The organism is Methanosarcina acetivorans C2A, from assembly GCF_000007345.1.
Taxonomy (GTDB): domain Archaea; phylum Halobacteriota; class Methanosarcinia; order Methanosarcinales; family Methanosarcinaceae; genus Methanosarcina; species Methanosarcina acetivorans.
Window position 1 is genome coordinate 4,334,673 of sequence record NC_003552.1, and the last position, 22,118, is coordinate 4,356,790.

The following is a 22,118-nucleotide window of genomic DNA, read 5'->3' on the forward strand; positions in this document are numbered from 1 at the left end:
GAACCTCTATAATCCGAGTTGCAATATCTGCATTATTGAGGGAAAATATAAATGTTCCGGATGTCCCGGAACTCAGACTTTCGGCATCCCGATTCCGACAAAAACGAGTTTTGATTCTATGGGTATTGCGCCTGCCTCACTCAGGGAAATATCTTTTCTGTTCATCTCTATCTGGACCTCACCCCTGTCAAGCCCGGCCCCGGTCATATATTCCATCACAAGCTGCTTTCCGAGGGCTTCGGCGTGTGCCAGGGCTTCCGGATAGCTTCCGAAAGTTTCCCTTCCCCGGGGCGAAAAAAGAAGGACAAGCCTTTTCCTTTCTTTTGAATAGGTGTTCTTGATAAGGATTTCGATCCTTTTTATGCCTTTTCCTACAACAGCCCCTACAGCATTTCCTACTTCCGAGTGCCTGGGGACTATAATGTCAGCATCAAGAATCTGTTTCAGTTCTTCGGTATAGGCGACGACTGGGCCCCCGATAAGCACGACAGGGATTTTCATCCTGAACTGCGCAAACCTGTCGGACAGGATAATTTTTTCAATTTCCGGGGAGGGAATGTCTTTTAAGACAAAGGACATCAGGTGTACTGCCATGTTCTTTGCAACATCCCTTTTTATACGCTTGCAGAGTTCTATGTAATCTGTCTGCATATACCGTTCGAGAAGTTTTGCCCCGGCAACCGAAGCTTCCGCGTCCCAGCTCCTATATTCTCCGAGCACATGCAGGGCATCAGTCGGGGTAAAGCCAATTGCCTGGATAAGGCGTTTTCTGATCAGGGAATCTAGCAAGCCGGGGGACAGGTTTTTCTGTGTTTCCCAGAAGATATCGTTCAGGGAGGTTGGGGTATCTCCTATCCTGTCAAACAGTTCCTGCTCGTAACTCCCAAGCTTTGATACCTCGGCCCCTGTCCTTATGAAAAACTTCGTGGGCTGTACGTTCTCTTCAAGGTGCATGGTCCCGGGGATTCTTCCTTTTCTCAGGACTTCAAGAAAGCCGGGGTATTTGACAGCCGCAACACAGAGAGGAATCACCCGGCGGGGTCCTATGTTGATTTTCATATTCTTAACCCAGACGTGGCTGTCTCCTCCCATTGCCGAGGTTTCCATACGGATAGCCTTGACCTTGGTCTGCCAGCCCCCGACTACAGCCCCCTCCGGGCAGAGTTCGGGAAGCCCGTTTTCAAGCATGGAAACATCCGTACTTGTCCCGCCTACATCTATGACCGCACAGGTCTCAAGCCCTGAAAGGTGGGATGCCCCTACAAGGCTTGCAGCAGGGCCTGAAAAGATCGATTCTATGGGTTTTTCAAGGGCTTCGTCGATGCCCACTACTGACCCGTCGCATTTGAGCATTAGCAGCCTTGCGTCCATTCCTCTGCGTTTGATCTCTTCCCGGATCGAAAGGATAAACTGGCTTGCAATAGGGATGAGCTGGGCGTTTAAGTAAGCCGTAACTCCCCTTTCATACGCTCCGAGGTCAAGGGAAAGTTCATGCCCGCAGACAACAGGGAGGCCCGTAAGTTCCTGAATACGGGTTTTGATTGCCAGTTCATGCGCAGGGTTTCGGATACTGAAGTATGAAGAGACTGCAAACGCCGAGACTCGATCTTTTACTTTCTCGACAAAAGCCTCAACTGCCTCCATATCAAGAGGCTCCAGTTCAGTTCCGTGGTGGTCGTGCCCTCCTTTTACAACGGCATAACACTCAGCATTCATTTTTTCCGGGATTTCGTAGTCCCCGACAAGAATCAAACCTACAGGATAGCCATTTTTTTCAAGGATCGTGTTTGTAGCAAGAGTTGTGGATACCGATACCATTTTTACTTCTTTTAAGTATTTTTCATCCAGCCCGTCAATGGAATTTTTAATTCCTGCAAGAAGGTCCGGATAAGTCGTAAGTGCCTTGTTCGAGTCCATCACCTTGCCATCGGAATCCCGGATGATGATCGAATCGGTGTACGTTCCTCCTGCGTCAATTCCCATGCTGTACTGCATTTGAAGATCTCCTGTTTCTTTTTTCGTGAATGGGGTTCATGAAATAGTTCATTAATTGAGCTTATGAAATTTCTCATGAGATTTTATTTGCCGAATATGAATAATGCCCAAAATTATATAATAGTTAGTTGAAAAATAATGACACTCACGCCCTTAGAGACTGATTCCCGAGCTTTCGCATAGGTAGTTTCAAATTTATATCTTAGTGAGGATTTTTATCCTTATTTAATGCCCAAGATTTATATAATTGGGCTTATTTTATATATCCTTTAAGCGCATGTTCAGAAAAACCTTAAAAGGTATTTTTGACCCTGAATAGGGTCTTGGGAGCCCTTTATAAACGGATTGAGTTGATGGGTATGACATTTACAGAAATTTTTTATCATTTAAAGGAACTCGAAAAAAGATTCAATGAAATCAAATACCCTCCTGAAGCTACTTTTCAGCCATCCTTTTCCTCTAAAATCCGAAAAGCAGAAAGGTACTGTTCAAAGTATAATTTGCCTGAGTTTGAAATCGAAGAATTTTTTGAAAAGGTAGAACAATGACATACAGAGTAGCAGTTCACTCCTCGGTCCGCAAAAACCTGAAAAAACTGTACAAGCTCGACAGGCCGGCATATGATTATGTTAAGGCACGCCTCCGCCTTCTGGCTTACAAACCTGAAATGGGTTATCCCCTTGAAGCTGAGTTCGGGGGGAAATGGAGAATTCATATAGGGCCATTCGTGCTGATTTACACCTTTGATAAGGTGAACAGTACCCTCACTCTTCTAGTCTTTGAACACTATACACGGGCATATGATATGGATACAGCTTACGCCTGAACTGATGCTGCGTCTGAAATGATCCCTCTTCTTTCTGGCTATAGAAAAAGACCAAATTTGATAGATAAGTGCCTTCGTCTAACGAAAATCATATTTTTTTCCAATTTTTATGAAATACCGCTCTCCTGCACCTCTTGATTTTACTATTGTTTTTAAGTTGGTTCTCTGAGCGCAGTCCACTTCTTCCTTCAGCCCTTTCGCCGTTTTTTTTGTCATAAAAGGTCAATCACTTAAAGGTAAACGATCTATTTCACCTGAGGCTGTAAAATTCTTAAGGTAAAAGAGGATTTAAGGGCAAAGTAAGATGTGAAATTGAACGAATTTCAGGACTCAGTGAGGAACCAGCTATGAGAAAAAACGATAGTATCAAAGCTTGCGGCAGGACAATAGACTACGAGATCGTATACAGTAAAAGAAGGAGAAAGGCTGCAATCGTAGTCCGCCCTGACCTCAAAGTGGAGTTCCGAGCTCCTCATGGGCTAAGCCTTGAGGCTATAAGGGATATGCTACAGAAGAAGGCTGGCTGGGTTCAGGAAAAGCTTGACTGGTTCGAGGCAAACCGGCTTCCAGGTCAGGAGAAGCGGTATACTGAAGGTGAAATTTATCTCTATATGGGGAGAGAGTATCCCCTGAAAATCCTGGCTGGGAAAGGTATCAAAAAACCCCTTGCTTCTTTCAACGGAGCTGAACTTACTGTTCTTATTCCTGAAGCTGTTCCTGAGGAACTGAGGCCGGTACTTGTAAAAAAGGCTGTCTGGGATTTTTATCGGGAATGTGCCGAATCAAATGTTGAAAGGCTCCTTAAAATTTATTCGGAAAAACTGAAGATAGCCCCTCCGATTTTTAAGGTAAAGTATCAGAAGAGGCGCTGGGGGAGCTGTTCTGCTGATAATGTGATCAGGATTAATTTCCAGCTTATGATGGCCCCTCCCGAACAGCTTGAATATGTGGTCGTACATGAGCTCTGCCACGTAAAGGAGAAAAACCATTCCTTCAGGTTCTGGAAACTCGTTGGGGGACTCATGCCTGGTTATGAGATACACAGGAAGAGCTTGAAAAAAGAAGGCTGGAAATATGTACTTTAAAGTTGAATCTGAACCTTATATCCTGACTTCCCATCGAATTAGGCACATATTCCAAGCGCATCTAATATTTCTTTTTGCTTTTTTGTCCTTTCCATGACAATTTGTTCTCCTTCTGACAGAAGGAGAATTTTGTTCTTTTCAAGTTGCACGATCAAGCTTTCAACAGAGAACTTCTTGTTGAGTTTTGCCTCTTTCATTTCCTTCATCAGCTTCATTCTAATGATCAAAGAAACAAAGCAGATGAACAGATGCCCTTTTAAAGTGCTGTTTTTCTTGACATTTGCCGGTGGAACTTCTATGTAATTTTTAAGGAAATAAAATCCTTTCTCAACTATATCTTTGCTTCTGTAAAGTAAAAGGCACTCATCCCACTCCAGATTTCCCCTATACAGCAGGATGAATTTTCCCATCTTGTTTACTCGTTGTGACACTGCATTCTTCTTTACTTTAATTTCAAACTTATTGTCCTTGACTTTCCATGTCAAATAAGAAGCATATCTCTTTGCCAGACTAATAAACACCATTTTAGGATCCATCCAACGTCTTAAATCTACCTTTTCAAGCATCTCAAGCGTTGCATGCAGACCTTTGAAAAAACTATTTCTTTCCTGATGTTCTCGCTTTTGATCGTAATAGGCATAACCTTTTACGTTCAACTCTCCAACGTTAATGTCGACTTGCATCGTGAATATAGGTTCACCTTCGTAGACATTGAGATTTTGCGGGTCATATATCGTTTTGTGTATCTCGGACGTTTTTTCCTTCACACTTTTAATCGTTTGTGAAGGTGGGACTATGAAAGAAAGATCGTTGGACACAAGTGATTCTATGTTAGCTGTTGAAAAGAAGCCTTTGTCCATGATTAAAGTAAAATTATGAACTCCTTCCTCCTGAAGCTTTTTGATTGTGTTTTTTAATGTAGTTACATCCGATATGCTCCCTGGATACAGATCGTACATCACAGGAATCCCTTTTTCCTTATCCACGATCATCGAGAAGTTTATTTGTGGCAAATCGAGATTATCTCTGTTATAACCGTACTCCAGTAGGCTGATCATCTGTGAATAGGTCGAAATGGAGGTGATGTCATAAATGAGAGTATTGGAAGTGCATACCTCTTTTATCAAGGACTTTGAAAAATCAATGTGTACAGCACTATTTCCAATAGAGTCCAGAAGGTTTGAAATGGATTGAGAGGAAAGAGGTAGTTCAGGATGATCCTTAGAGAGAACAGTACCTTCATACCAGTCTTCAATGTGATCATAAGCTAGCGGTTTTATTATGTGATTCATCGCAAGAGTTAAAATCGACCACGCTTGTTTTTCTGAGAAGCTTTTGCTAAGCAGCAGATCAAGTTTTAACTCTTCTACGATTTTTAAGAGGGGAAGGTACTCTCCATAGGAGAGTACCTTTTCAGGGATAGATATCAGTGGTTTCTTTTGAGAGCGAACTTTTATTGGTTGGTCGTTCACAAGTTTCCCAAGATACTTGCTTTTCTGTCGGATTTTCTTTTCTACAGGATCGTAATAAGGAGTGATCTCATAGAGGTATTCGTTTCCTTTTATTACTTTGACTCTTGTAAATGGCTTCATTATGCATAATAATTAGGCACATAAAGATATATACTTTTCGATAGATAGAGCACTGAAATTAAAGCAAAAAGAGGAGTTGTGCCTAAATTAGTGGGAAGTCAGGTTATATATCCCTAAAATTTGCAAAAAATCCGTAATTTTTTTTATAAAATACCTTTTCGAATTTAAAGATTAATATAGAAATTCTTTTTTGAGCATACTGGCAGTTTTGAATTTTTCGATCTAACATTCTAACATTAGTTTTTAATTACAAAAGAGTATATTATTTATTAAAGTTATCAGGAGGAATTAGACCAAAAAATGCTTTGGATAGGGAGTATTCTACTGGAGAGTGAGTCCACTTATTTGCATAGTAACAATATTGAAACTGCTATTTCAAATGGTAATAATGCACGTACAAAGAACTCTGTTACAAAGGACTCTGTTACAAAGGACTCTGTTACAAAGAACTCTGTCACAAGGGATTCTGTCACAAAGAACTCCGTTACAAAGGACTCTGTCAATCATATCTTCTCTAAATTTCTAAATCCCGGGATGGAAGAGCTGCCGATTTATCTTCTTGGTATATTATTTATGATGTCTGGATTTTTGCTGTTTATTTATGGTCTTTTTATGAGGCAAATTTACCAGTTTGTTATGGGTTTCATTTTTCTGATTTCAGGGCTTGTTTTAGACAATGCAAGAAACTCAGACACGAATGGGAAATGAAACTTGAAGAAAAAATTACCTATGCATCTGGATAAGTAGCACTTTAGCAGATTCGGAATAAGAACAGATATCTGTGATTTTTTCAGTTTTCCATTTATAGTCCCGAATTTTTCCAATTTTATTTCAGTCGAATACCCCGCTAGCTTGCTGCGGGGATGGAAAACTTCCCCGACAACCGTTAATGATAATATGGTTTATCAATTCCATTTTCTGGGTGTTAACTTCTGCTTAAACTAAATTATTTAGGTTTATTGCCTTCTTTAACGGAATTTTGAGCGGTGGCGCGAACATACCCCGTTGCTTGGAGGCTGTCCGACAATTACTGGTGGTAATAAATTAGCAGTCATCGGTTGTGAAACTGGAACTTTTTAGCTCTATTAAATTTGATTCTATCCACTATTTTTTTCTTAAAGTGAAAAGTTCCATTTATTCCATTTCTCTTTCTAATGATCTCGTTTTTATTTGAGTAAATCCATATTTTCTTTAAGTTAACTGCTGTACATACCAAATTAAATTCATTTCTGACTGATTTAATTCCCCTTGTGAGAAATTCTCTAAACCCAAGATTTTCTTTATAGTTTCCAATTGCAGGTTCTACTACCTGCTGCCTTTGTCTGTATATTTCTTTTGCTTCTTCAGTTTTCATTTTTTCTGTCAAGGGCGGTTAACTTTTTTCCATTTTGGGCGGTTTAGAATTTGCCAACCTTTTAATATAAATTTTACTCAATTTTTCATAAACTTTTAGAAATTACTGGCATATATTTCCTGTTTTTATTCCCTGTTTCTTCCTTTCTTTCAGCCTGTAACTTTCCCCTTTGATGTTAATCGTAGTTGAATGGTGGAGAATCCTATCAAGTACAGCAGCCGCTATTACATGGTCCTTGAATATCTCTCCCCATTCTCCATATGATTTATTTGATGTCAAGATCGTTGAACTCTTTTCATACCGTCTTGAGATCAGCTGAAATAGGCAGTGAGCTCCTTCTTCGTCAAATGGGAGATACCCTATTTCGTCAATTATCAGCACTTTATATTTCATCAAGTCCCTTAGTTTCTTTTCAAGCATTCCTTCTCGATTTGCTATTTTCAACTTCTCGATAAGGTTTCCTGTATTGGTAAAGTAAACCGAAATCCCTGCTTTTGCTACTTCAATCCCAAGAGCGATTGCAAGATGAGACTTTCCAACTCCGGGAGGACCAAGGAAAACGACATTCTCTGAATTATGAACAAATCTCAAGGTTGCAAGGTCTTCGATTGCTTTTTTATCAATGGATTTCTGAAATTCAAAATCGAATTCCTCAAGAGTCTTTTTAACGGGAAAAACTGCACTTTTCATCCTTCTCTCAATTGCAACAGCTTCTCTGTGTTTCTTTTCCTGTTCAAACAAGTAATCAAGGACTTCCATTGTTGTCTTGTTGTCCCTTGCAGCAATTTCAAGGTAGTTATCCAGAAGCTCTTCGATAGAATTAAGTTTCAGGTATTGCAGGTTATTGTGAAGTCTCTCATAGGTGAAGTTGTTCATTCAAAACCACCTTCACTAAATATTTCATAGACATCAAGAGACCTTTTTTCAACTTCGGGATCTGAGAACTTCAACGGGATCTGTGAATCTTTTTTGCATTTTGAGTTCTCTTTAAGAATCTCACTCAGGAGACCCTGGAAATGTTCCTTTTTCCTTGAAACTCTGCAGTTTCCAGGAAGGATTTCATGTTCACAGACTTTCTCATAATCAACATAGACCTCGAATATTCCTTCAAGGATCTGAAGCTCTGCAGTTCTCCCTGCAAACCTGTAAGGAACAGAATACTTATTTCCAAGGAACGAAATATAACAGTCTCTGGAGACCTTTCTGGTCTCCTTATGGACAACTTTGTAAGGAGGAACCTGATCCAGAGGGCTCAGTTTCTCCTCCTTAAAGCGTTCAAGAGGGATTTGATAGGTTGTTCCGTGGACAGTTGAATTTACCCTTTCCAACCACCTGTGAACTTGGGCGTTCAGGTCTTCGAGAGAGGTAAACCTTCTTCCAAGGAAGAAATCCCTCTTGACGAAACCGACTGTATTTTCAATTTTCCCTTTTGTCTGAGGCCTGTAAGGCCTGCATAACCGTGGAATAAAACCAAAGCATTTGAAGAAATCCTCAAACTGTGGGTTCCATTCGGAATCTGATGATTTTAAGGCTCTTTTGATAACAACCTGTTTCATGTTATCACAGAGGATCTCCTGTGTAAATCCTCCAAAGTACTCAAAAGCGTTCAGATGACACTGAATAAGAGTGGGAGTGTCTATGCTCAGTGTAAATTCAACATATCTCATTCTGGAATATCCAAGAATCATGTTGAAACAAAAGAGTTTCTTTACCTTTCCATCAACCTCAACTGTTCCCATCTCTGCCCAGTCAACCTGAGCCTGTACACCTGGTTTTGTTTCATAGCGGAGTACAGCAGGGACTCCCTGTTTAGGTCGGACTTCTCTTACGAAGTCCTTGACTATGGTTTTTCCTCCATCAAAACCCATTTCTTTGATTTCCCTATAAAGGCGAACAGCAGTATAAGGACCTTCTTTGAGTTTTTCTTGTATGTAAGGTTTGAAAGGATCAAGTTTACTCGGTTTTGGCGGACGTTTCTGAGGTTCTGGGGCAGTTTTCTTTTTAAGATATTTCCTCACAGTTTCCCTAGCATAACCTGTTCTTCTAGAGATCTCACTGATGCTGAAGCCTTGTGAATACAAATCTTGTATCAATAGCCATTCCTCCGTTTTCAGCATTATCTACAATCCTCGAACTTTTCACAAGGATTGAGAATTGGAAGTTTTTAAACCGCCGTAATTGGAAGATTCTTAACCGCCCTTGACATTTCGGCTAATTGCTTTCTTTCTTTTGAAAACTCTGCTATTTTTAAATGCCTAATTCCATCCTTTCTTTTTGTACAATTTTTGCTGAATTTACACTTTTTACATTCAGTTCCCTTATAAAGTCTGTATTTTCTCTTCCTTTCTTTCTCATAACCCTCATACAAAAACTTCAAGCTTTGTTTTTCAGGGCATATAAACTCATCATTTTCTTCATCATATTCAAACTTACTAATATCGAACCTTAGATCTTCGACGTTTTCTGTTATTGTTTTAGTTACTTCTTGCTCTGGAATATATGGATCCAATTTTTTATCATTCAAATAATGTATGTTGTTTCCGCTATAGTATCCAGTGTCTGCACATATTTTAGTGCCTACTTTTAATAAACCACAATTTTTTTCTACCATTTCAATTTGAGGCTTCAATTGATAGGTATCGTTTCTGTCTTGACATACATCGTTTGCAACTATAATTCCTAGTTTATGATCAACTGTTATTTGAGTATTATATGCCAGTTCAATCGTTCCTTTTTTGTTAATCATAAACCGAGATTCTTGATCAGTTAAGCTCACATTATCAATACTGTCTTTTTCAAATTCATTAAGTGCCTTCTTAATCGTATTTTCAATCTTCCCATTTCTATCGCTAGATTCATCCTTATTGACTTGCTTTATGTACTTCACGGCTACAGCTCTTACTTTATGTTTTTCACTTTCATTCAACTGATCATAACCACGGCACTTTCCAAAATGCTCATCCTCAACTTTGTCTATTTCAATACCTTTTTTTAATTCATTTTTGACATATTCTTCAATTACTTCCAAGACATTTTTCATAATCGCACTTTTTCTTGACGCAGAGGCTTTTACTTTGGATCCATCAACGCTTAATTGTTCAAGACCTATTACTCCTAGATCTTTGGCTGCCTTAACTGTGTTTTTGAACATTGCAGTAATCAGTTCTTCATTCTCTTTTCTGAAATCACTGATTGTTCTAAAATCAGGTTGTAGGTTTTCAGCTAAATACATGTAAACTATATTTTCTCGAACATTGCGAGCTATCGCTCGCGATGAACGAACTCTATCAAGCATAGATTGAATCAAAATCTTACACATTATGCAAGGATGATAAGCAGGGTGTCCAGAACCGTCATACCTAGTACCGTGAAAACCCAAATGTTGAACATACATTTTAGTGACTACCATCAGCTGATATTGTTTTGATCTAAATTGATGATCCATAATTAAGTTTTCATGGTACTAGTTTCAAATTCACTAAAATCCATCTCATCCACAAAAGACTCAACCAAATAGCAGATATGATCTGAAGGAATAAGATCTCGGATATCTGGAGGTAAAGTCCAAACTTGATTCTTTAAAGATTTAATAAAAACCATAAACCAAAAAATTAGTAGAATAGTATATAATAATTAATATATTAAAAGCGGAGACCTCGATTACCTGAAGTAATTGTCGGACAGCCTCCTTGCAGCGGGGTGCATCAGCGCAATTTTGATTTGATTGTTGGCTATTGATATTGTTTTGCCATTTAGCATTCATTGTTTTTTAGCTATTAGATAGATTCTTTTGAATTTTAAGTCGATCATGTCTGAGTCATCTGTCTGTTCTTCAAAAGCTTCTTTAACTAACTCACGGAAAGAACTTATGTAATCTTCGGTCAGGGTTTCCGTATAGAAAGACTGGTTCAAATAACCGTTTTCGGCTCCGGATTGATAAATCTTATATGCTTCTTCAGGAGAGAAGAGGTTCGACTCTTCTCGAAGTTCACTATGAATAACATCAAATCCGCAACTTCTGAATAGCTGTTCATATTTTTTTGTGATATGCCCCGGTCCGCAGCAGAGGTCAAGGACATCTTCTCCCGGTTGAATCGATAAAAGGTTCAGAAGGACTTCGGAAGCTGACTTTTGAACAAGTGAGTTTTTTGCATACGTAAAAGCCTTGGAATTAAAGTTTACTTCTGACATTTTTGATCACTTTTCCTTGGTCTTAAATACATTCCTGAATTGTATTTGCGACAGTATGTTTCTATATAATCTTTCTGTCCGGAGTCTCAAACAATCAAAAACCCGGGAATAACTGTGGATTTGAAAAAGAGACGAAGAAGCCAATTTTGAGGATTCGGTTCCAAAAATTTACCAACATTTATTAAGCAGTCTATTGAGAGTTAGTTTTACAGTTTAAAGGTATATATCAAATCTAGCTTTATATCAAACCTTGTTCTGGTTCCATGCCGAGGCGGTATTATGAGAAATGTTACAAAGAGAAATATTACAAAGTATGGAATTTTTTCGTTTTGGGCTCTTTTTTTTGCTGACATTAAATGCGTTAGCCCTGTCCGATCTTTCTGAGGATAGTATCAAACTCGAAACAATAGTGACGAACCCATGGGTATTGGCATGAACGTAAACTTCATACATTACATCCATGAAGAATTAAGTAACTACTCAGATACGATTTTAACGGGTACAGTTAAAGAAATACTTCCGCCCAGATGGAATACAATAGACGGAAAACAGCCGAACAAACCACTTACTGAACTCGATCCTCTTAACGACACTATTTACACGGACATTGTTATAAGTGTGGATGAGTATCTCAAAAATCCATTATCGTATAGAGAGGTTATTGTCAGATCAATTGGTGGGGCAGTTGGAAATGTTAGTATGACATCGGACGCTGAACCAACCTTCAAAACGGGGGAGAAGGTTTTACTTTATCTAAGCGAGGATACTGATCTGTCTACAAAGGACATCGATCCTGAACATTTCATTGTTACGGATTTTTACGAGGGCAAATTCACATTAACTGATGATGGGAAAGCTATAGGTCGCGTCGAAAACACTACTCTGGATGAGTTGCTGAGCACAATTACTCAAACCGACAATAGCACAAATGATACCGAAGTATCAGAGAATGCAGAAACAGCAGCTAGGCAGGCAGGAGTCGGTTCTACTATTCAATCAAAAAGAATTCCTTTCATGAGCTTCTTCTGGACGCTTGGAGCAGTGCTTGGAGCAGTCCTGATTGTAAGACACAGGTAAAAATAAGGTTGTTTATGATCCATTAAACGGCTATTCTGCTTCACTTAAAGGGTAGTATCTATGATTTTGTTATGAAGTCATAAGATCAAAACATTATGGAAATGGAGTAGAAAAGTAAGTATTTCCAGTAATAGTATCCTTTTATTCAGGTTCAGGGATGAGTGGTTCTAATTAATTCCGACTCATTCCTATTTTGCTCATGCCAACCAAAGTAAAAACTGAGGGGATTTTAACCCCTAAATACATTATATTTTGAGAAGTCCAAATCTCCTGGCATTCGATCCTTAGGTATTGTTAATTAAATATAGATAACTCTTTATTTCTGTGTTTCATCAATAGAAGAACAGAGTACTTTAGCATTTCAAGACTCTTCGTATAACACTTTGTCTTTCATCTCAACCTTGCCAGAAAGTGCCTTAGTATGCCGTTATATCCTTCAACTGTATACGTTTCTGCTTTGGATTGAGTATGAATGGTTTCAGGAATAAACTCTGCATATGCCCTCCAGTGATCAGTCATCACTTCTCCAATCTCTTTCTTCTTTAATTTTTCCCAGAGTAGTTGTCCAGTTTTCGTTCCTCTGCTACCAAAAGAGCAGTTGATGAATTTTTTCCCAACTCTATCAACAGCAATCCAGATCCAGCAATATTTTTTTTGTTACCGATGTAAGTGTGCATCTCATCCAGTTCAACAATAGATATCTCATTTTCGCTTTTTAGCTCCTCTATCTCCTGACCAAATTTCTTTATCCATTTTTGGACAGAAACATGACTTACCCCTAAAAATCGTCCTATTGAACGAAATCCTAATCCCTCAAGATAAAGTTGCAAAGCCTGTCTCTTAACTAAAGGAGAACTAGCAGTTGATTTTAGCTCGACTGAATAGTTATATCCACAATCGTGGCATTTGTAGCGTTGACGTCCACAAACTATACCGTTTTTTGTGTGATTGGAACTTTTGCATCTTGGGCAGTTCATGCAGAAATATAGGTTTTCATAATATATAACTATAATTAAATACCAATGCCAAAAATTGAAATGGGATTACCCAATTGTAGAATGAAAAATGGTTTTGAGACAGCCTGAAAAGCTATACTTGAACCGATCAGCGAAGAACTCAAAAAAATGACTCTTGCACTTGAATCCCAACTATTGAAACCTTTAGCTTTTCTGATTAAAGAAGCAAATGTGCTGGAACCTGAAATTTTCCGGAAATATTTGAAGAACTCAAAAGAAAGAGCATAATGAAAAAGAAGTTAAGACAAGCTTTTTACTGCTTCTCTTTCTCCGTATCCTCTTTCCGGCTTTTAATAATGTTGCCGAAATACATACACCCTTCCATTGAGATCGTTGGCATCTCCGGGGATTCATCGACCATTTGTATCGGAGCACCCCGAACAAGCACACAGGGAACTCTTTCTCCTGCTTCTCCCATAAGGAGTTCAGCCGCAGAAACCAGGTTATCGGCTGCCGCTTTGTAAGTCAGGCGGAGGGGCTTTCCGTAAATATCAAAAGTGCCTCTTGCATCCTCGACAGGTACAAAACCCGAAATCCCGAGTGCAAGCCCTGTGCAGCCCAGGCGCAGGGGCTGAGTCCTGCTGTCCCCTATAATCACGCCCAGCTTGCAGGAGTAACGCTGCTCCAGCCTTTTCCGGATGGTTTCGGAACTTTTTCTCGGGTCTTCCGGAAGCAGGACTACGTGACCGTCAGGCGCGTTTGAAGCATCAATTCCAGCATTGGGAGAGAGAATACCCTTTGTAATCGTAAGAGCGGCTCCGGGAACACCCCCGAAAAGCTCGTCACATTCCTGAAGCACAAGTTCCATTTCCCTCGGGTCTATCCCGTATTTTTCCCCGAGAGATAAGGCCTTTTCCCCGGGCTTAATGCTGGCAAGCTCGACTATTCGATTTTCCGCCGTGGCAACAGCGGATTCGGCCAGCACAAAAACATCCCCATCAACCGGACTAATACCTGCGTCCTGCAGAGAAGCTTCAAGGGCCTGAACGATGTCGTCTCCTGCTCTGATGATAGGAGTCTCAATCCCGAACATCTGGATGGAAGTGATTTTTGGATTCATTTTGATGCCTTTAAAATACTGTAATTAATCGCGATTTTCGGAAATATAAAATCAATATAGACAGAATCAGACCGTAAAATACCGGAAGGTATTGATAAATGTATCCAAAGGCTCCGGAAAACTCCCATAAATAGAAAAAAGCTTAAAAATGAGAAAAAATACACCAGGGAGAATTAACCTGAAAAACTGAAAATAAGGTGCTGAAAGGTCAAAGTCAGATCTGGGAACAACTTTATCCTGAAGGATTACACTCAGACAGGAGCAATAAGCGAATGCTTCAGTTCACGGTAGCACTTCTCAAAAAGAGCCTGGTCAGTTTCGAGTTCTGTAATTTCTAAATCATAAAAGGCTGCAAATTCCCTTACCCGGGACTCGAAATTCTGCTGGTAGTTTAAACCGGTATTAATCTTTGCTACTCGGGAATACCTGGCAGCCCGAAATACCAGCTTTGACTCATCAATATTTTCCAGATCCCGGGCAAACCCGTTAGCTACGACCATTTTTTCCCAGTTGGCAGCCCACATGGGAGTAAGCATAAAAACCCTTTCACCCCTGAACTCCTTTATTATTTCCATGAAAGCTCGTTTGCCTCCCAGGGCAGCACATATGCAGTCGTCGACAATGTTCCCATAAGGGTCTCTTAGCAATGTAAGAGGACATTTAAGGTACCTGAAGTCCTCTTCGAGGTCTTTGAACAAATTTCCGCAAAGCCCATAAAGTAAAAGAATCCCATCTGAAAAGAACGACATCCGAAGAATCTCATCATATACTTTCATTTTCAGCTGTGTGCGCATTTTGCCCATGCCAGCAATATCAAGAATATTGAGCACAAGCATGAGACCTTCTCCGTCGACATATTTCTCGTCTTCTAAGCATCTGAAGGCTTCAACGTTTTTGAGGGACAATTCCCGGCAGGGACAACAAATTTCACCAAACTTCCGTATGATCTCCTCTGAACTCTCATTTTTCAGTATTAGAACGTCGCTCACCTCTTCGTCATGCTCCATGAAATGAATAATTTCATCCTCAAAGATCTTACATGAAATGATGCTCATTATCTTCATTATGACCTCCTCTTCAGGTTCCCCGGCTCTGGAGGAAAAAACTCAAAATCCGTCAACAGATCCAGACCTTTTCACCAGCCGATTCGGGTCCCGGAAAGAAATAGAAAAAACTCCACCTCCAACTTCCACAAAAACCCGGAATGGATATAGTAAATTACAGTCAGTATCGATTATAATGTATTTCCTGTGAATACTTAAAAGTAGGTCATAAGAAAGAGGCAAGAAGTATAAAAAGAAAAAAATTTATAAAAATGAAGGTGACGGCACAAAATACACTGGATGGAACTCTTCTGGATAGAATCCTTTAACGCTGTAAGAAAAAGAAAAGAGAATTCCGATTAAAGGATTATTCAGTATTCTTTTATATTTCAGAGATTCCTGCCATTGAAAGTAATCTCGGAGTGTTTTTGTGAGATCCGATTGGCATAATATGAACCCCGCGTGAGAGTTTTGTCAGCTCCTTTATAGTTTCGGATGCTATCAAAAGCCCTTCTTCAAGGGGTGAAGATGCCTCTTTCATTCGAAGCATGATTTCGTCAGGCACATGAATTCCTGAGATATTTTTATTCATATACTCAGCCATGCCCAGGGATTTGAGAGGAATCAAACCTGCAATTATAGGCACTTCAAGATGGTTTACTGCTTCCATAAACTCCTCGAAAATACCCACATCATATACAGCCTGCGTCTGAATAAAATCGGCTCCGCCTCTGACCTTTTTTTCAAGCTTTATTAGCTGAATTATCTTATCAGGGTCTATGCCTGAGACTGCGCCTGCACAAAAAGAAGTGCCTCCATCCAATATATTTCCTGCCAGATCAAAGCCTGAATCGAGCTTTCGGACAAGTTCGATGAGCTGTACAGAGTCAAGGTCATAAACGGGTTTCGAGCCTGGGTGGTCTCCACAGGAGGGGAAATCTCCGGTCATCAAGCAGATATTCCGGATTCCGAGAGCATAGGCACCCAGCAGGTCAGACTGGAGCCCTATCCGGTTTCGATCCCGGCAGGTAAGCTGCATAATAGGTTCGTGCCCCTCATCAAGCAGAAGTTTGCTGAAAGCCAGCGAACTCATGTGCATAATTGAGCACTGGTTATCGGTGACGTTCAGGGCATCTGCGCGACCTTTGAGATGACGGGCATCTTCCAGGGGAACTGAATACCTGGTCCCCTTGGGAGGAGAGACTTCAGCAGTAACCAGAAATTTCCTGGAGTTCAGTTTTTCACGAAAATTAAAAAGCATTAAGCGAGAATATTAGAAATGAAATTATTTAAAACCATGCTCCTGGGGGGCATGGGTAACGTAGAGAAGGTCAAGCCTTTTGATCTTTTTGAGGCGTTCATAAATAAGAGTCCAGACACAATCCTTTTCCCTGTTGACCTCGCACATCCCGCCCACAGCCCCTCCGCAGGGCCCGTTGAGAAGACCTTTCGGGCACTGGGCTTTCGGGCAGAGCCCACCGTATTCGCTTATGGTACAGTCCCCGCACATAACACACTGGTCGGAGAGAAGCTTGCCACCACTGGAACCCCCAAGTGAGAGGGTGTTGTTCGAACCGTAGATAGGCAAATCCACAACAGTGGCAACAGCAGAAACTCCACTGCCACATCCCATGACCAGAACGCAATGCGCTTCTTTTATTTTCTCGTTTTTCTCAACAAGGGATTCATAAGACCGGATACTGCAGGCTGCAGTTGGAAGAGCCCAGCCTACCACGTGCTTTCCGCTTTCTTCAAGCCGTCTGCACATCTCAAGGACCTCGGGTTCTCCCCCGGTCTTCAGTTTTGCAGCACATACGTTGCACCCTATAACGAATATATAGTCTTCGTCTTTTAACATGTTCAGGATTTCTTCAAAGGGTTTTGCTGAAGTTATGATCATAATTACCTCAAATATCGGTATTCTAGATTAGTCCGATTTGCAATACATTCACGGATCATTTCTGCAATCAGTGGGAGGGAACGAGCCTGTCCTCCCAGTTTTCTGGCGAGGCGTTCAAATTGCAGCAGAGTGCCCATCACAAGCACATCGGTCGATTCCGTTTCATGGGAAACTGCATCTCTTGCAAGGGCCGCGTCTCCTCCCCTTGAAAGCATCTCCTGTTTTATTATCAGAGCCTCAGTGGTTGTAAGGTTTCCGATCTTTAACGTAAGATGGATGCTTTTTCCCTGCATTACCTGAGAACCTACCCTTGTAGCCCCAAGATTCCTCATTGCAATGCCTGCGTCCTGAGGAGTTTTTACCTCAAGTACCGAGACCTCATACCTGCCCTCCTTTACAACGCTTGTCCGGCTCCTCAGAGCTCCTGCAAGCTTGACAACGTCAGTAGTTTCGGGGACATCATGGGTACGGATAATATGTGCACCCTTGTGAACTGCAATTGCTGCTGCAGCCAGGCTGCCATAGAGCCTGTCATTTGCAGTTTTTCCAAGAACTTCGCCTATGAAGGACTTCCTTGAAAGAGCCGCAAGCAGAGGTTTTTCAAAAATCTTCAGGCGCTCGAAATCATCCAGGGTTTCAAAATCATAAATGGGCAGCTTTTCATCAGTCCACCTGCCAATTGCAGGGTCAAGGATGAGGTTGTCAGGTCCTATACCGCCAGCTCCGGCAGCCTCTATAATGGAGCCAAGAGCTTCAATAATGGCATCCATGCCCAGAGGATCTCCGGGAATTTTGTTAGAAGCCATAACCACTGCCGGACAGTCATGGTCTGCTACCACTTCTATCATTCGGGGATCTACCGTAAAGCCGGAAACATCGTTTATGATATCTGCCCCTCTCTTAAGAGCCTCTTCTGCAATTTCGGAAAACATAGTATCAACGGAAATTACCGCATCCACATCGCCTTCCAGCGAATCAAGCACGGGCAGTAATCGATCGAGTTCTTCTTTTTTGCTTATGGGTTTGGAAAAACGCCATGTTGACCGGGCTCCCAGATCCAGAAAAGTTGCTCCGTCTTCAACCATTTTCCGGGCAACATCAAGTGCGGATTCCGGGCTTGTAACCGAACCTTCGTAAAAAGATTCCGGGCTCAGGTTAATAATGCCCATTACGTGTGCAGGATATTGATCTCCCACTTTCAGACCACAGATATCAGTATCAACTACCATTTTTGACAACCAGGCTATTATAGCTTTTAACTCAGTTGGCGCAATTGCGCTTGATAAATATGAGTGAATAAACAATGTGCGTAAGCAATAACATGCATAAACAAACAATACGTGCGTAAACAGTTATGGTTTTATTAAGTAATAAGGAATAATGAAATTTGAAGCCGAACCTTTGGATACCTTTTTTCGTTATGAAATGCCCACAAGACATTTCGTTGAACCACAGGAGCAGACGCTTTTAATTAGGTCAACCGCCAACACTCTCCCTGAAAAAGCCTTTCTGTCCTGTCTTATGTCCTGTAATCCGAAAGACTTCCTGCAGGCAAGAAAAAACAAAACAATTTTTCCGGCTGCAAAGCTGAATACCTGAGAACTGAAAGGGACCGGGGGAATAAATGTTCGGCTAAACTTAAGAGCTATAGAGATTTAGAACTCCTGGAGACCAGATATATGGTTATGGATAGAGTTTATGGTTATGGATAGAGTTTATGGTTATGGGAAATAATTTTCTAACTGTAGTGGTGTTTTCTACCGCAATTCTCGATATAACAAATATCAGTCAGGGTTCCGGATAAGAGTGAAACCGGAGATCATCCCTGGAATACAGGGCCAACCACATATGAGATATAATTCAAGGTAATTGAAGTATATCAGGTAGATTTGAATAGAGTTTACAAAAAACTCATTTTAGCATCCGAATATTTTATGAGAGCCTGGATATTTAATTAAGATTTTATGAACTATTTTTATTATTTATTGAAGGCAGACAGGGTCATAATAGAGTAGGCTTCAATGATACATAAAAATATTGATGTGTAAAACGACTTTATCACAATCCGGAAAGCTATGCTGAAGATCAATACAAAGTATATATAAAAATTAAAATAAAATTGCCTTAATTGACATATTCAGAGGGAGAGAGTAAAACCTTCAAGCATAATACCCTCAGAAAACAAATTTACTTGTCCTGAAGCGAAAAGTTTGAAAAGACTATTTTTGCGCTTTAACAACGGTAAAAGAGAACTCGAAATATCTGATGCATACAACCTTATTCCCTCTACCTGACCTCTTTTGTCCCGCTCGACGCAGGAGAGCGGTCTGTCCCAAAAAAGAAGAAAAAGAAAATGCACACGAACAAAAAAACCAGAAAGTAAAATTAACCTAAAAAGCTCATAAGAATCAGTTTTTGACAGACTGGCAGGTAAGCTGGAGGAGGCATCCCATATTCTTTAAATAAAAAATGACCTCCGGCTTTAAGAAAACTACTTCTTTGGCTGGCAGGACGACAAAAACCCAGCACGGAGCAGAAAGAGAAAACTGAAAAATTTGCTCTCGAATCCCGGTAGAACAAAAAAATGAATCAATCAATGAGGGATCAAAAAAGGCTTAAAAAATTAAAAAAACAAAATGAAAAAAAGCCTTAAAATAGAGATTAAAGGCTTTTCTCCGCACACAGAAGCACATGCTTCATGAGCATGGCAATTGTCATTGGCCCTACACCACCAGGGACGGGGGTTACAAGGGAAGCTTTTTTGATTACGTTTTCAAAATCAACGTCCCCATATACGCCGTCTTCTTCCTTGGTGATTCCCGCATCAAAGATTACAGTCCCTTCTTTAACCATATCGGCTTTAATAAGATGCTTAACCCCTGTCGCAACAACTATGATATCGGCACCGAGGGTGTACTTCTTCAGGTCATCGGTGAAGATATGACAGACTGAAACGGTTGCGTTTCTGTTCAGGAGCATTGCAGCCATGGGCTTTCCCACAACATTGCTGTGCCCGACAATAACCGCATTTTTCCCCTGGACGGAAACACCGTACTCTTCAAGTGCCCTGATTACCCCGTGAGGAGTGCAGGGGACAAGGTCTTCGTCCCCGATCATGAGTTTTCCCATGTTATAGGGGTGAAAACCGTCTGCATCCTTTGTAGGAGATATGGCTTCCATAGCTTCCTGCGTTTCCTGAGGAGAGAAGTGTTTCGGAAGCGGGAGCTGGAGCAGGATTGCGTGCACATCTTTGTTTTTGTTAAGAGAATCGATCAGGGTAAGCAGTTCTTCCTGGGTAGCGTCTCCCGGAAGAAGATAGTCTTCTGCTTTGATGCCCACACGTTCACAGGCCCTGTGCTTCAGACGGACATACATCTTTGAGGCCGGATCGTCCCCTACAAGGATGGTAGCAAGCCCGGGGACGATTCCCCGGTTGCTTTCAAGGTCCTCTACCCCTGACCTTACTTCTTCTTCAACCTGTTGAGCAAGTACTTTTCCGTCTATGATTCGTGACTCATAGCTTTCATCTGACAATGATAAACCTCCCCGATTAGCTGTAAACAGGGAACCTTGAGCAGAGGTCCCTTACCTTAGCGCTTACTTCCGACAGCAGAGCATCGTTTCCTGCATTCTTGATTGCAGTCTCGATATAGTCGGCAATCAGTTCCATTTCTTTTTCTTTCATGCCCCTTGTGGTACAGGCAGGAGTCCCGAGCCTTACTCCGCTGGTTATGAAGGGGCTGCGAGTCTCGAAAGGCACCGTGTTTTTGTTGGCGATAATCCCGGCTTTGCTCATTGCAGCTTCCGCGTCCTTGCCTGTAATGTTCATATTATTGAGGTTTACAAGCATCAGATGGTTGTCAGTACCGCCGGAAACAATATCAAAACCCTTCTCCTTCAGACAGGCGCAGAGAACTTTTGCATTCTTTACGGTCTGAGCCTGGTCCTGCCTGAACTTTTCATCCATGGCTTCCTTAAAGGCGACGGCCTTTGCAGCTATGACATGCATGAGGGGCCCACCCTGAATGCCCGGGAAAACGGCCTTGTTTACTCCCATTGCAAGTTCCTCGGTCTTTGAGATAATCATTCCGCCCCTCGGCCCCCGGAGGGTCTTGTGGGTCGTGGTGGTGACAAAATCCGCATAAGGCACAGGGCTTGGGTGTACGCCTGAAACGACAAGACCTGCAATGTGGGCAATGTCTGCAAGGAGATAAGCTCCCACTTCATCGGCAATTTCCCTGAACTTCTTGAAATCGATTACACGGGGATAGGCTGAAGCTCCGCAGACGATCATTTTCGGTTTGCATTCTTTTGCCATTTTCATAAGCTCGTCATAGTCCAGGGCTTCGGTCTCTTTGCTGACTCCGTAAGGCACGATGTTATAGAGTTTTCCGGAAAAACTTACAGGGCTGCCGTGAGAAAGGTGCCCGCCGTGGGAGAGATCCATGGACATGATTGTGTCCCCAGGCTGCAGTACGGAGAAGTAGACAGCCATGTTGGCACCTGAACCTGAGTGGGGCTGGACATTTACGTATTTTGCCCCGAAGATTTCCTTTGCCCTGGCAATTGCGAGATTTTCGGCAATGTCCACGAAATCACAACCGCCGTAATAGCGCTTACCGGAATATCCTTCGGCATACTTGTTGGTCATGATTGAGCCCTGAGCTTCCATTACAGCCCTGCTCGCATAGTTTTCGGACGCAATCAGGTTAAGTTTGTGTTCCTGACGATCAGCTTCCTTTTGGATAGCCTCGAACATATCTGGATCGATTTTTTCAATGTAAGACACTACTGTCACCTAAATCCATACATTTAAAACTTATTCGAAATCAAGGGTTTCTTGCTAGCGTGAATTGATTATTAATTAATTGGATGATTAATTGAATGATTAAATGTAAGTATGCTTGCGATTCTGGTATTTACTTATATTAATGTGTTGTAAACTTGTAAGAACTGCCTTAAAGCTGGAAGCAGGAAGA

General features: G+C 41.2%; 16 protein-coding genes and 4 pseudogenes. 5 read left to right on the forward strand and 15 right to left on the reverse strand.

Features of this window, described 5'->3' with window-relative positions:
- Positions 1 to 72: 72 nt before the first annotated feature.
- Positions 73 to 1,995 (reverse strand): hydantoinase/oxoprolinase N-terminal domain-containing protein, encoded by a 1,923-nt coding sequence (locus tag MA_RS18290; protein WP_011023418.1) that lies wholly within the window; start codon positions 1,993 to 1,995, stop codon positions 73 to 75.
- Between the two features lie 359 nt (positions 1,996 to 2,354).
- Here MA_RS18290 and MA_RS18295 point away from each other — a divergent pair, with 359 nt between their 5' ends.
- The 3 genes from MA_RS18295 to MA_RS18305 all read left to right on the forward strand — a co-directional run bounded on the left by MA_RS18295 (position 2,355) and on the right by MA_RS18305 (position 3,906).
- Entirely contained in the window at positions 2,355 to 2,543 is a 189-nt protein-coding gene (locus MA_RS18295) for a hypothetical protein (RefSeq protein ID WP_048066503.1), read from the forward strand.
- Positions 2,540 to 2,821 carry a type II toxin-antitoxin system RelE family toxin gene (locus MA_RS18300; protein WP_011023420.1) on the forward strand — a complete coding sequence of 94 codons (282 nt, stop codon included), beginning with the start codon at positions 2,540 to 2,542 and terminating at the stop codon, positions 2,819 to 2,821. The genes MA_RS18295 and MA_RS18300 overlap by 4 nt, the downstream gene beginning before the upstream one ends.
- A 347-nt stretch (positions 2,822 to 3,168) precedes the next feature.
- Positions 3,169 to 3,906, forward strand: coding sequence for a M48 family metallopeptidase (locus tag MA_RS18305; RefSeq protein WP_011023421.1), 738 nt, complete (start codon positions 3,169 to 3,171; stop codon positions 3,904 to 3,906).
- Positions 3,907 to 3,944: 38 nt separating this feature from the next.
- Here the strand turns inward: MA_RS18305 and MA_RS18310 are convergent, their stop codons facing one another.
- From MA_RS18310 to MA_RS18340, 6 genes and pseudogenes are all read right to left on the reverse strand, one after another.
- A complete protein-coding gene (locus tag MA_RS18310) occupies positions 3,945 to 5,498 on the reverse strand; it encodes an IS1634-like element ISMac12 family transposase (RefSeq protein WP_011023422.1) in 1,554 nt (517 codons plus the stop codon).
- A gap of 1,051 nt (positions 5,499 to 6,549) precedes the next feature.
- Positions 6,550 to 6,864: pseudogene (locus tag MA_RS18320) on the reverse strand (transposase); the annotation flags it as partial.
- Between the two features lie 90 nt (positions 6,865 to 6,954).
- On the reverse strand, positions 6,955 to 7,728 hold the full coding sequence (gene istB / locus MA_RS18325; protein WP_011020063.1) for an IS21-like element ISMac3 family helper ATPase IstB: 774 nt from the start codon (positions 7,726 to 7,728) through the stop codon (positions 6,955 to 6,957).
- Positions 7,725 to 8,969 (reverse strand): IS21-like element ISMac3 family transposase, encoded by a 1,245-nt coding sequence (istA, locus tag MA_RS18330; protein WP_011023425.1) that lies wholly within the window; start codon positions 8,967 to 8,969, stop codon positions 7,725 to 7,727. Before istA ends, istB begins: the two co-directional genes overlap by 4 nt.
- Before the next feature lie 89 nt (positions 8,970 to 9,058).
- Positions 9,059 to 10,243, reverse strand: a pseudogene (locus MA_RS25885) (IS1182-like element ISMac20 family transposase); the annotation flags it as partial.
- A gap of 368 nt (positions 10,244 to 10,611) precedes the next feature.
- A complete protein-coding gene (locus MA_RS18340) occupies positions 10,612 to 11,043 on the reverse strand; it encodes a hypothetical protein (protein ID WP_011023426.1) in 432 nt (143 codons plus the stop codon).
- A gap of 432 nt (positions 11,044 to 11,475) precedes the next feature.
- On the opposite strand from MA_RS18340, the gene MA_RS18345 reads away from it, so the two are divergent.
- A complete protein-coding gene (locus tag MA_RS18345; RefSeq protein WP_193589507.1) occupies positions 11,476 to 12,120 on the forward strand; it encodes a hypothetical protein in 645 nt (214 codons plus the stop codon).
- Positions 12,121 to 12,414: 294 nt separating this feature from the next.
- Here the strand turns inward: MA_RS18345 and MA_RS25890 are convergent.
- Positions 12,415 to 13,097 (reverse strand): annotated as a pseudogene (locus MA_RS25890) (IS1 family transposase).
- A gap of 144 nt (positions 13,098 to 13,241) precedes the next feature.
- Between MA_RS25890 and MA_RS27430 the strand changes: the two are divergent.
- Positions 13,242 to 13,369: pseudogene (locus tag MA_RS27430) on the forward strand (IS5/IS1182 family transposase); the annotation flags it as partial.
- 20 nt (positions 13,370 to 13,389) lie between these two features.
- Here the strand turns inward: MA_RS27430 and cofE are convergent.
- From cofE to glyA, 7 genes are all read right to left on the reverse strand, one after another.
- Complete coding sequence (gene cofE / locus MA_RS18355) at positions 13,390 to 14,196, reverse strand: coenzyme F420-0:L-glutamate ligase (protein WP_011023428.1); 807 nt, start codon at positions 14,194 to 14,196, stop codon at positions 13,390 to 13,392.
- 251 nt (positions 14,197 to 14,447) lie between these two features.
- Positions 14,448 to 15,260 (reverse strand): DUF1638 domain-containing protein, encoded by an 813-nt coding sequence (locus tag MA_RS18360; RefSeq protein WP_011023429.1) that lies wholly within the window; start codon positions 15,258 to 15,260, stop codon positions 14,448 to 14,450.
- A 361-nt stretch (positions 15,261 to 15,621) separates the two neighbouring features.
- A complete protein-coding gene (locus tag MA_RS18370; protein ID WP_011023430.1) occupies positions 15,622 to 16,500 on the reverse strand; it encodes a methylenetetrahydrofolate reductase in 879 nt (292 codons plus the stop codon).
- Between the two features lie 24 nt (positions 16,501 to 16,524).
- Positions 16,525 to 17,139 (reverse strand): methylenetetrahydrofolate reductase C-terminal domain-containing protein, encoded by a 615-nt coding sequence (locus tag MA_RS18375; RefSeq protein WP_011023431.1) that lies wholly within the window; start codon positions 17,137 to 17,139, stop codon positions 16,525 to 16,527.
- A 2-nt stretch (positions 17,140 to 17,141) separates the two neighbouring features.
- A complete protein-coding gene (gene folP / locus MA_RS18380; protein WP_048065738.1) occupies positions 17,142 to 18,368 on the reverse strand; it encodes a dihydropteroate synthase in 1,227 nt (408 codons plus the stop codon).
- A 1,432-nt stretch (positions 18,369 to 19,800) separates the two neighbouring features.
- The gene (locus tag MA_RS18390; RefSeq protein WP_011023435.1) at positions 19,801 to 20,673 is read right to left on the reverse strand and encodes a bifunctional methylenetetrahydrofolate dehydrogenase/methenyltetrahydrofolate cyclohydrolase; all 873 of its coding nucleotides are present in this window, start codon (positions 20,671 to 20,673) and stop codon (positions 19,801 to 19,803) included.
- Between the two features lie 16 nt (positions 20,674 to 20,689).
- Positions 20,690 to 21,928, reverse strand: a complete 1,239-nt coding sequence (gene glyA / locus MA_RS18395; RefSeq protein ID WP_011023436.1) for a bifunctional serine hydroxymethyltransferase/L-allo-threonine aldolase — start codon at positions 21,926 to 21,928, stop codon at positions 20,690 to 20,692.
- Between the last annotated feature and the right edge of the window lie 190 nt (positions 21,929 to 22,118).

Excerpts from the sequence above, each read along its gene's own strand:
- MA_RS18310 (WP_011023422.1), bottom strand. The coding sequence starts at position 5,498 with ATGAAGCCATTTACAAGAGTCAAAGTAATAAAAGGAAACGAATACCTC.
- MA_RS18345 (WP_193589507.1), top strand. The coding sequence starts at position 11,476 with ATGAACGTAAACTTCATACATTACATCCATGAAGAATTAAGTAACTAC.
- MA_RS18290 (WP_011023418.1), bottom strand. The coding sequence starts at position 1,995 with ATGCAGTACAGCATGGGAATTGACGCAGGAGGAACGTACACCGATTCG.
- MA_RS18305 (WP_011023421.1), top strand. The coding sequence starts at position 3,169 with ATGAGAAAAAACGATAGTATCAAAGCTTGCGGCAGGACAATAGACTAC.
- MA_RS18300 (WP_011023420.1), top strand. The coding sequence starts at position 2,540 with ATGACATACAGAGTAGCAGTTCACTCCTCGGTCCGCAAAAACCTGAAA.
- MA_RS18295 (WP_048066503.1), top strand. The coding sequence starts at position 2,355 with ATGACATTTACAGAAATTTTTTATCATTTAAAGGAACTCGAAAAAAGA.
- istA (WP_011023425.1), bottom strand. The coding sequence starts at position 8,969 with ATGCTGAAAACGGAGGAATGGCTATTGATACAAGATTTGTATTCACAA.
- istB (WP_011020063.1), bottom strand. The coding sequence starts at position 7,728 with ATGAACAACTTCACCTATGAGAGACTTCACAATAACCTGCAATACCTG.
- MA_RS18360 (WP_011023429.1), bottom strand. The coding sequence starts at position 15,260 with ATGAAGATAATGAGCATCATTTCATGTAAGATCTTTGAGGATGAAATT.
- folP (WP_048065738.1), bottom strand. The coding sequence starts at position 18,368 with ATGGTAGTTGATACTGATATCTGTGGTCTGAAAGTGGGAGATCAATAT.
- MA_RS18340 (WP_011023426.1), bottom strand. The coding sequence starts at position 11,043 with ATGTCAGAAGTAAACTTTAATTCCAAGGCTTTTACGTATGCAAAAAAC.
- cofE (WP_011023428.1), bottom strand. The coding sequence starts at position 14,196 with ATGAATCCAAAAATCACTTCCATCCAGATGTTCGGGATTGAGACTCCT.
- MA_RS18375 (WP_011023431.1), bottom strand. The coding sequence starts at position 17,139 with ATGATCATAACTTCAGCAAAACCCTTTGAAGAAATCCTGAACATGTTA.
- MA_RS18370 (WP_011023430.1), bottom strand. The coding sequence starts at position 16,500 with ATGCTTTTTAATTTTCGTGAAAAACTGAACTCCAGGAAATTTCTGGTT.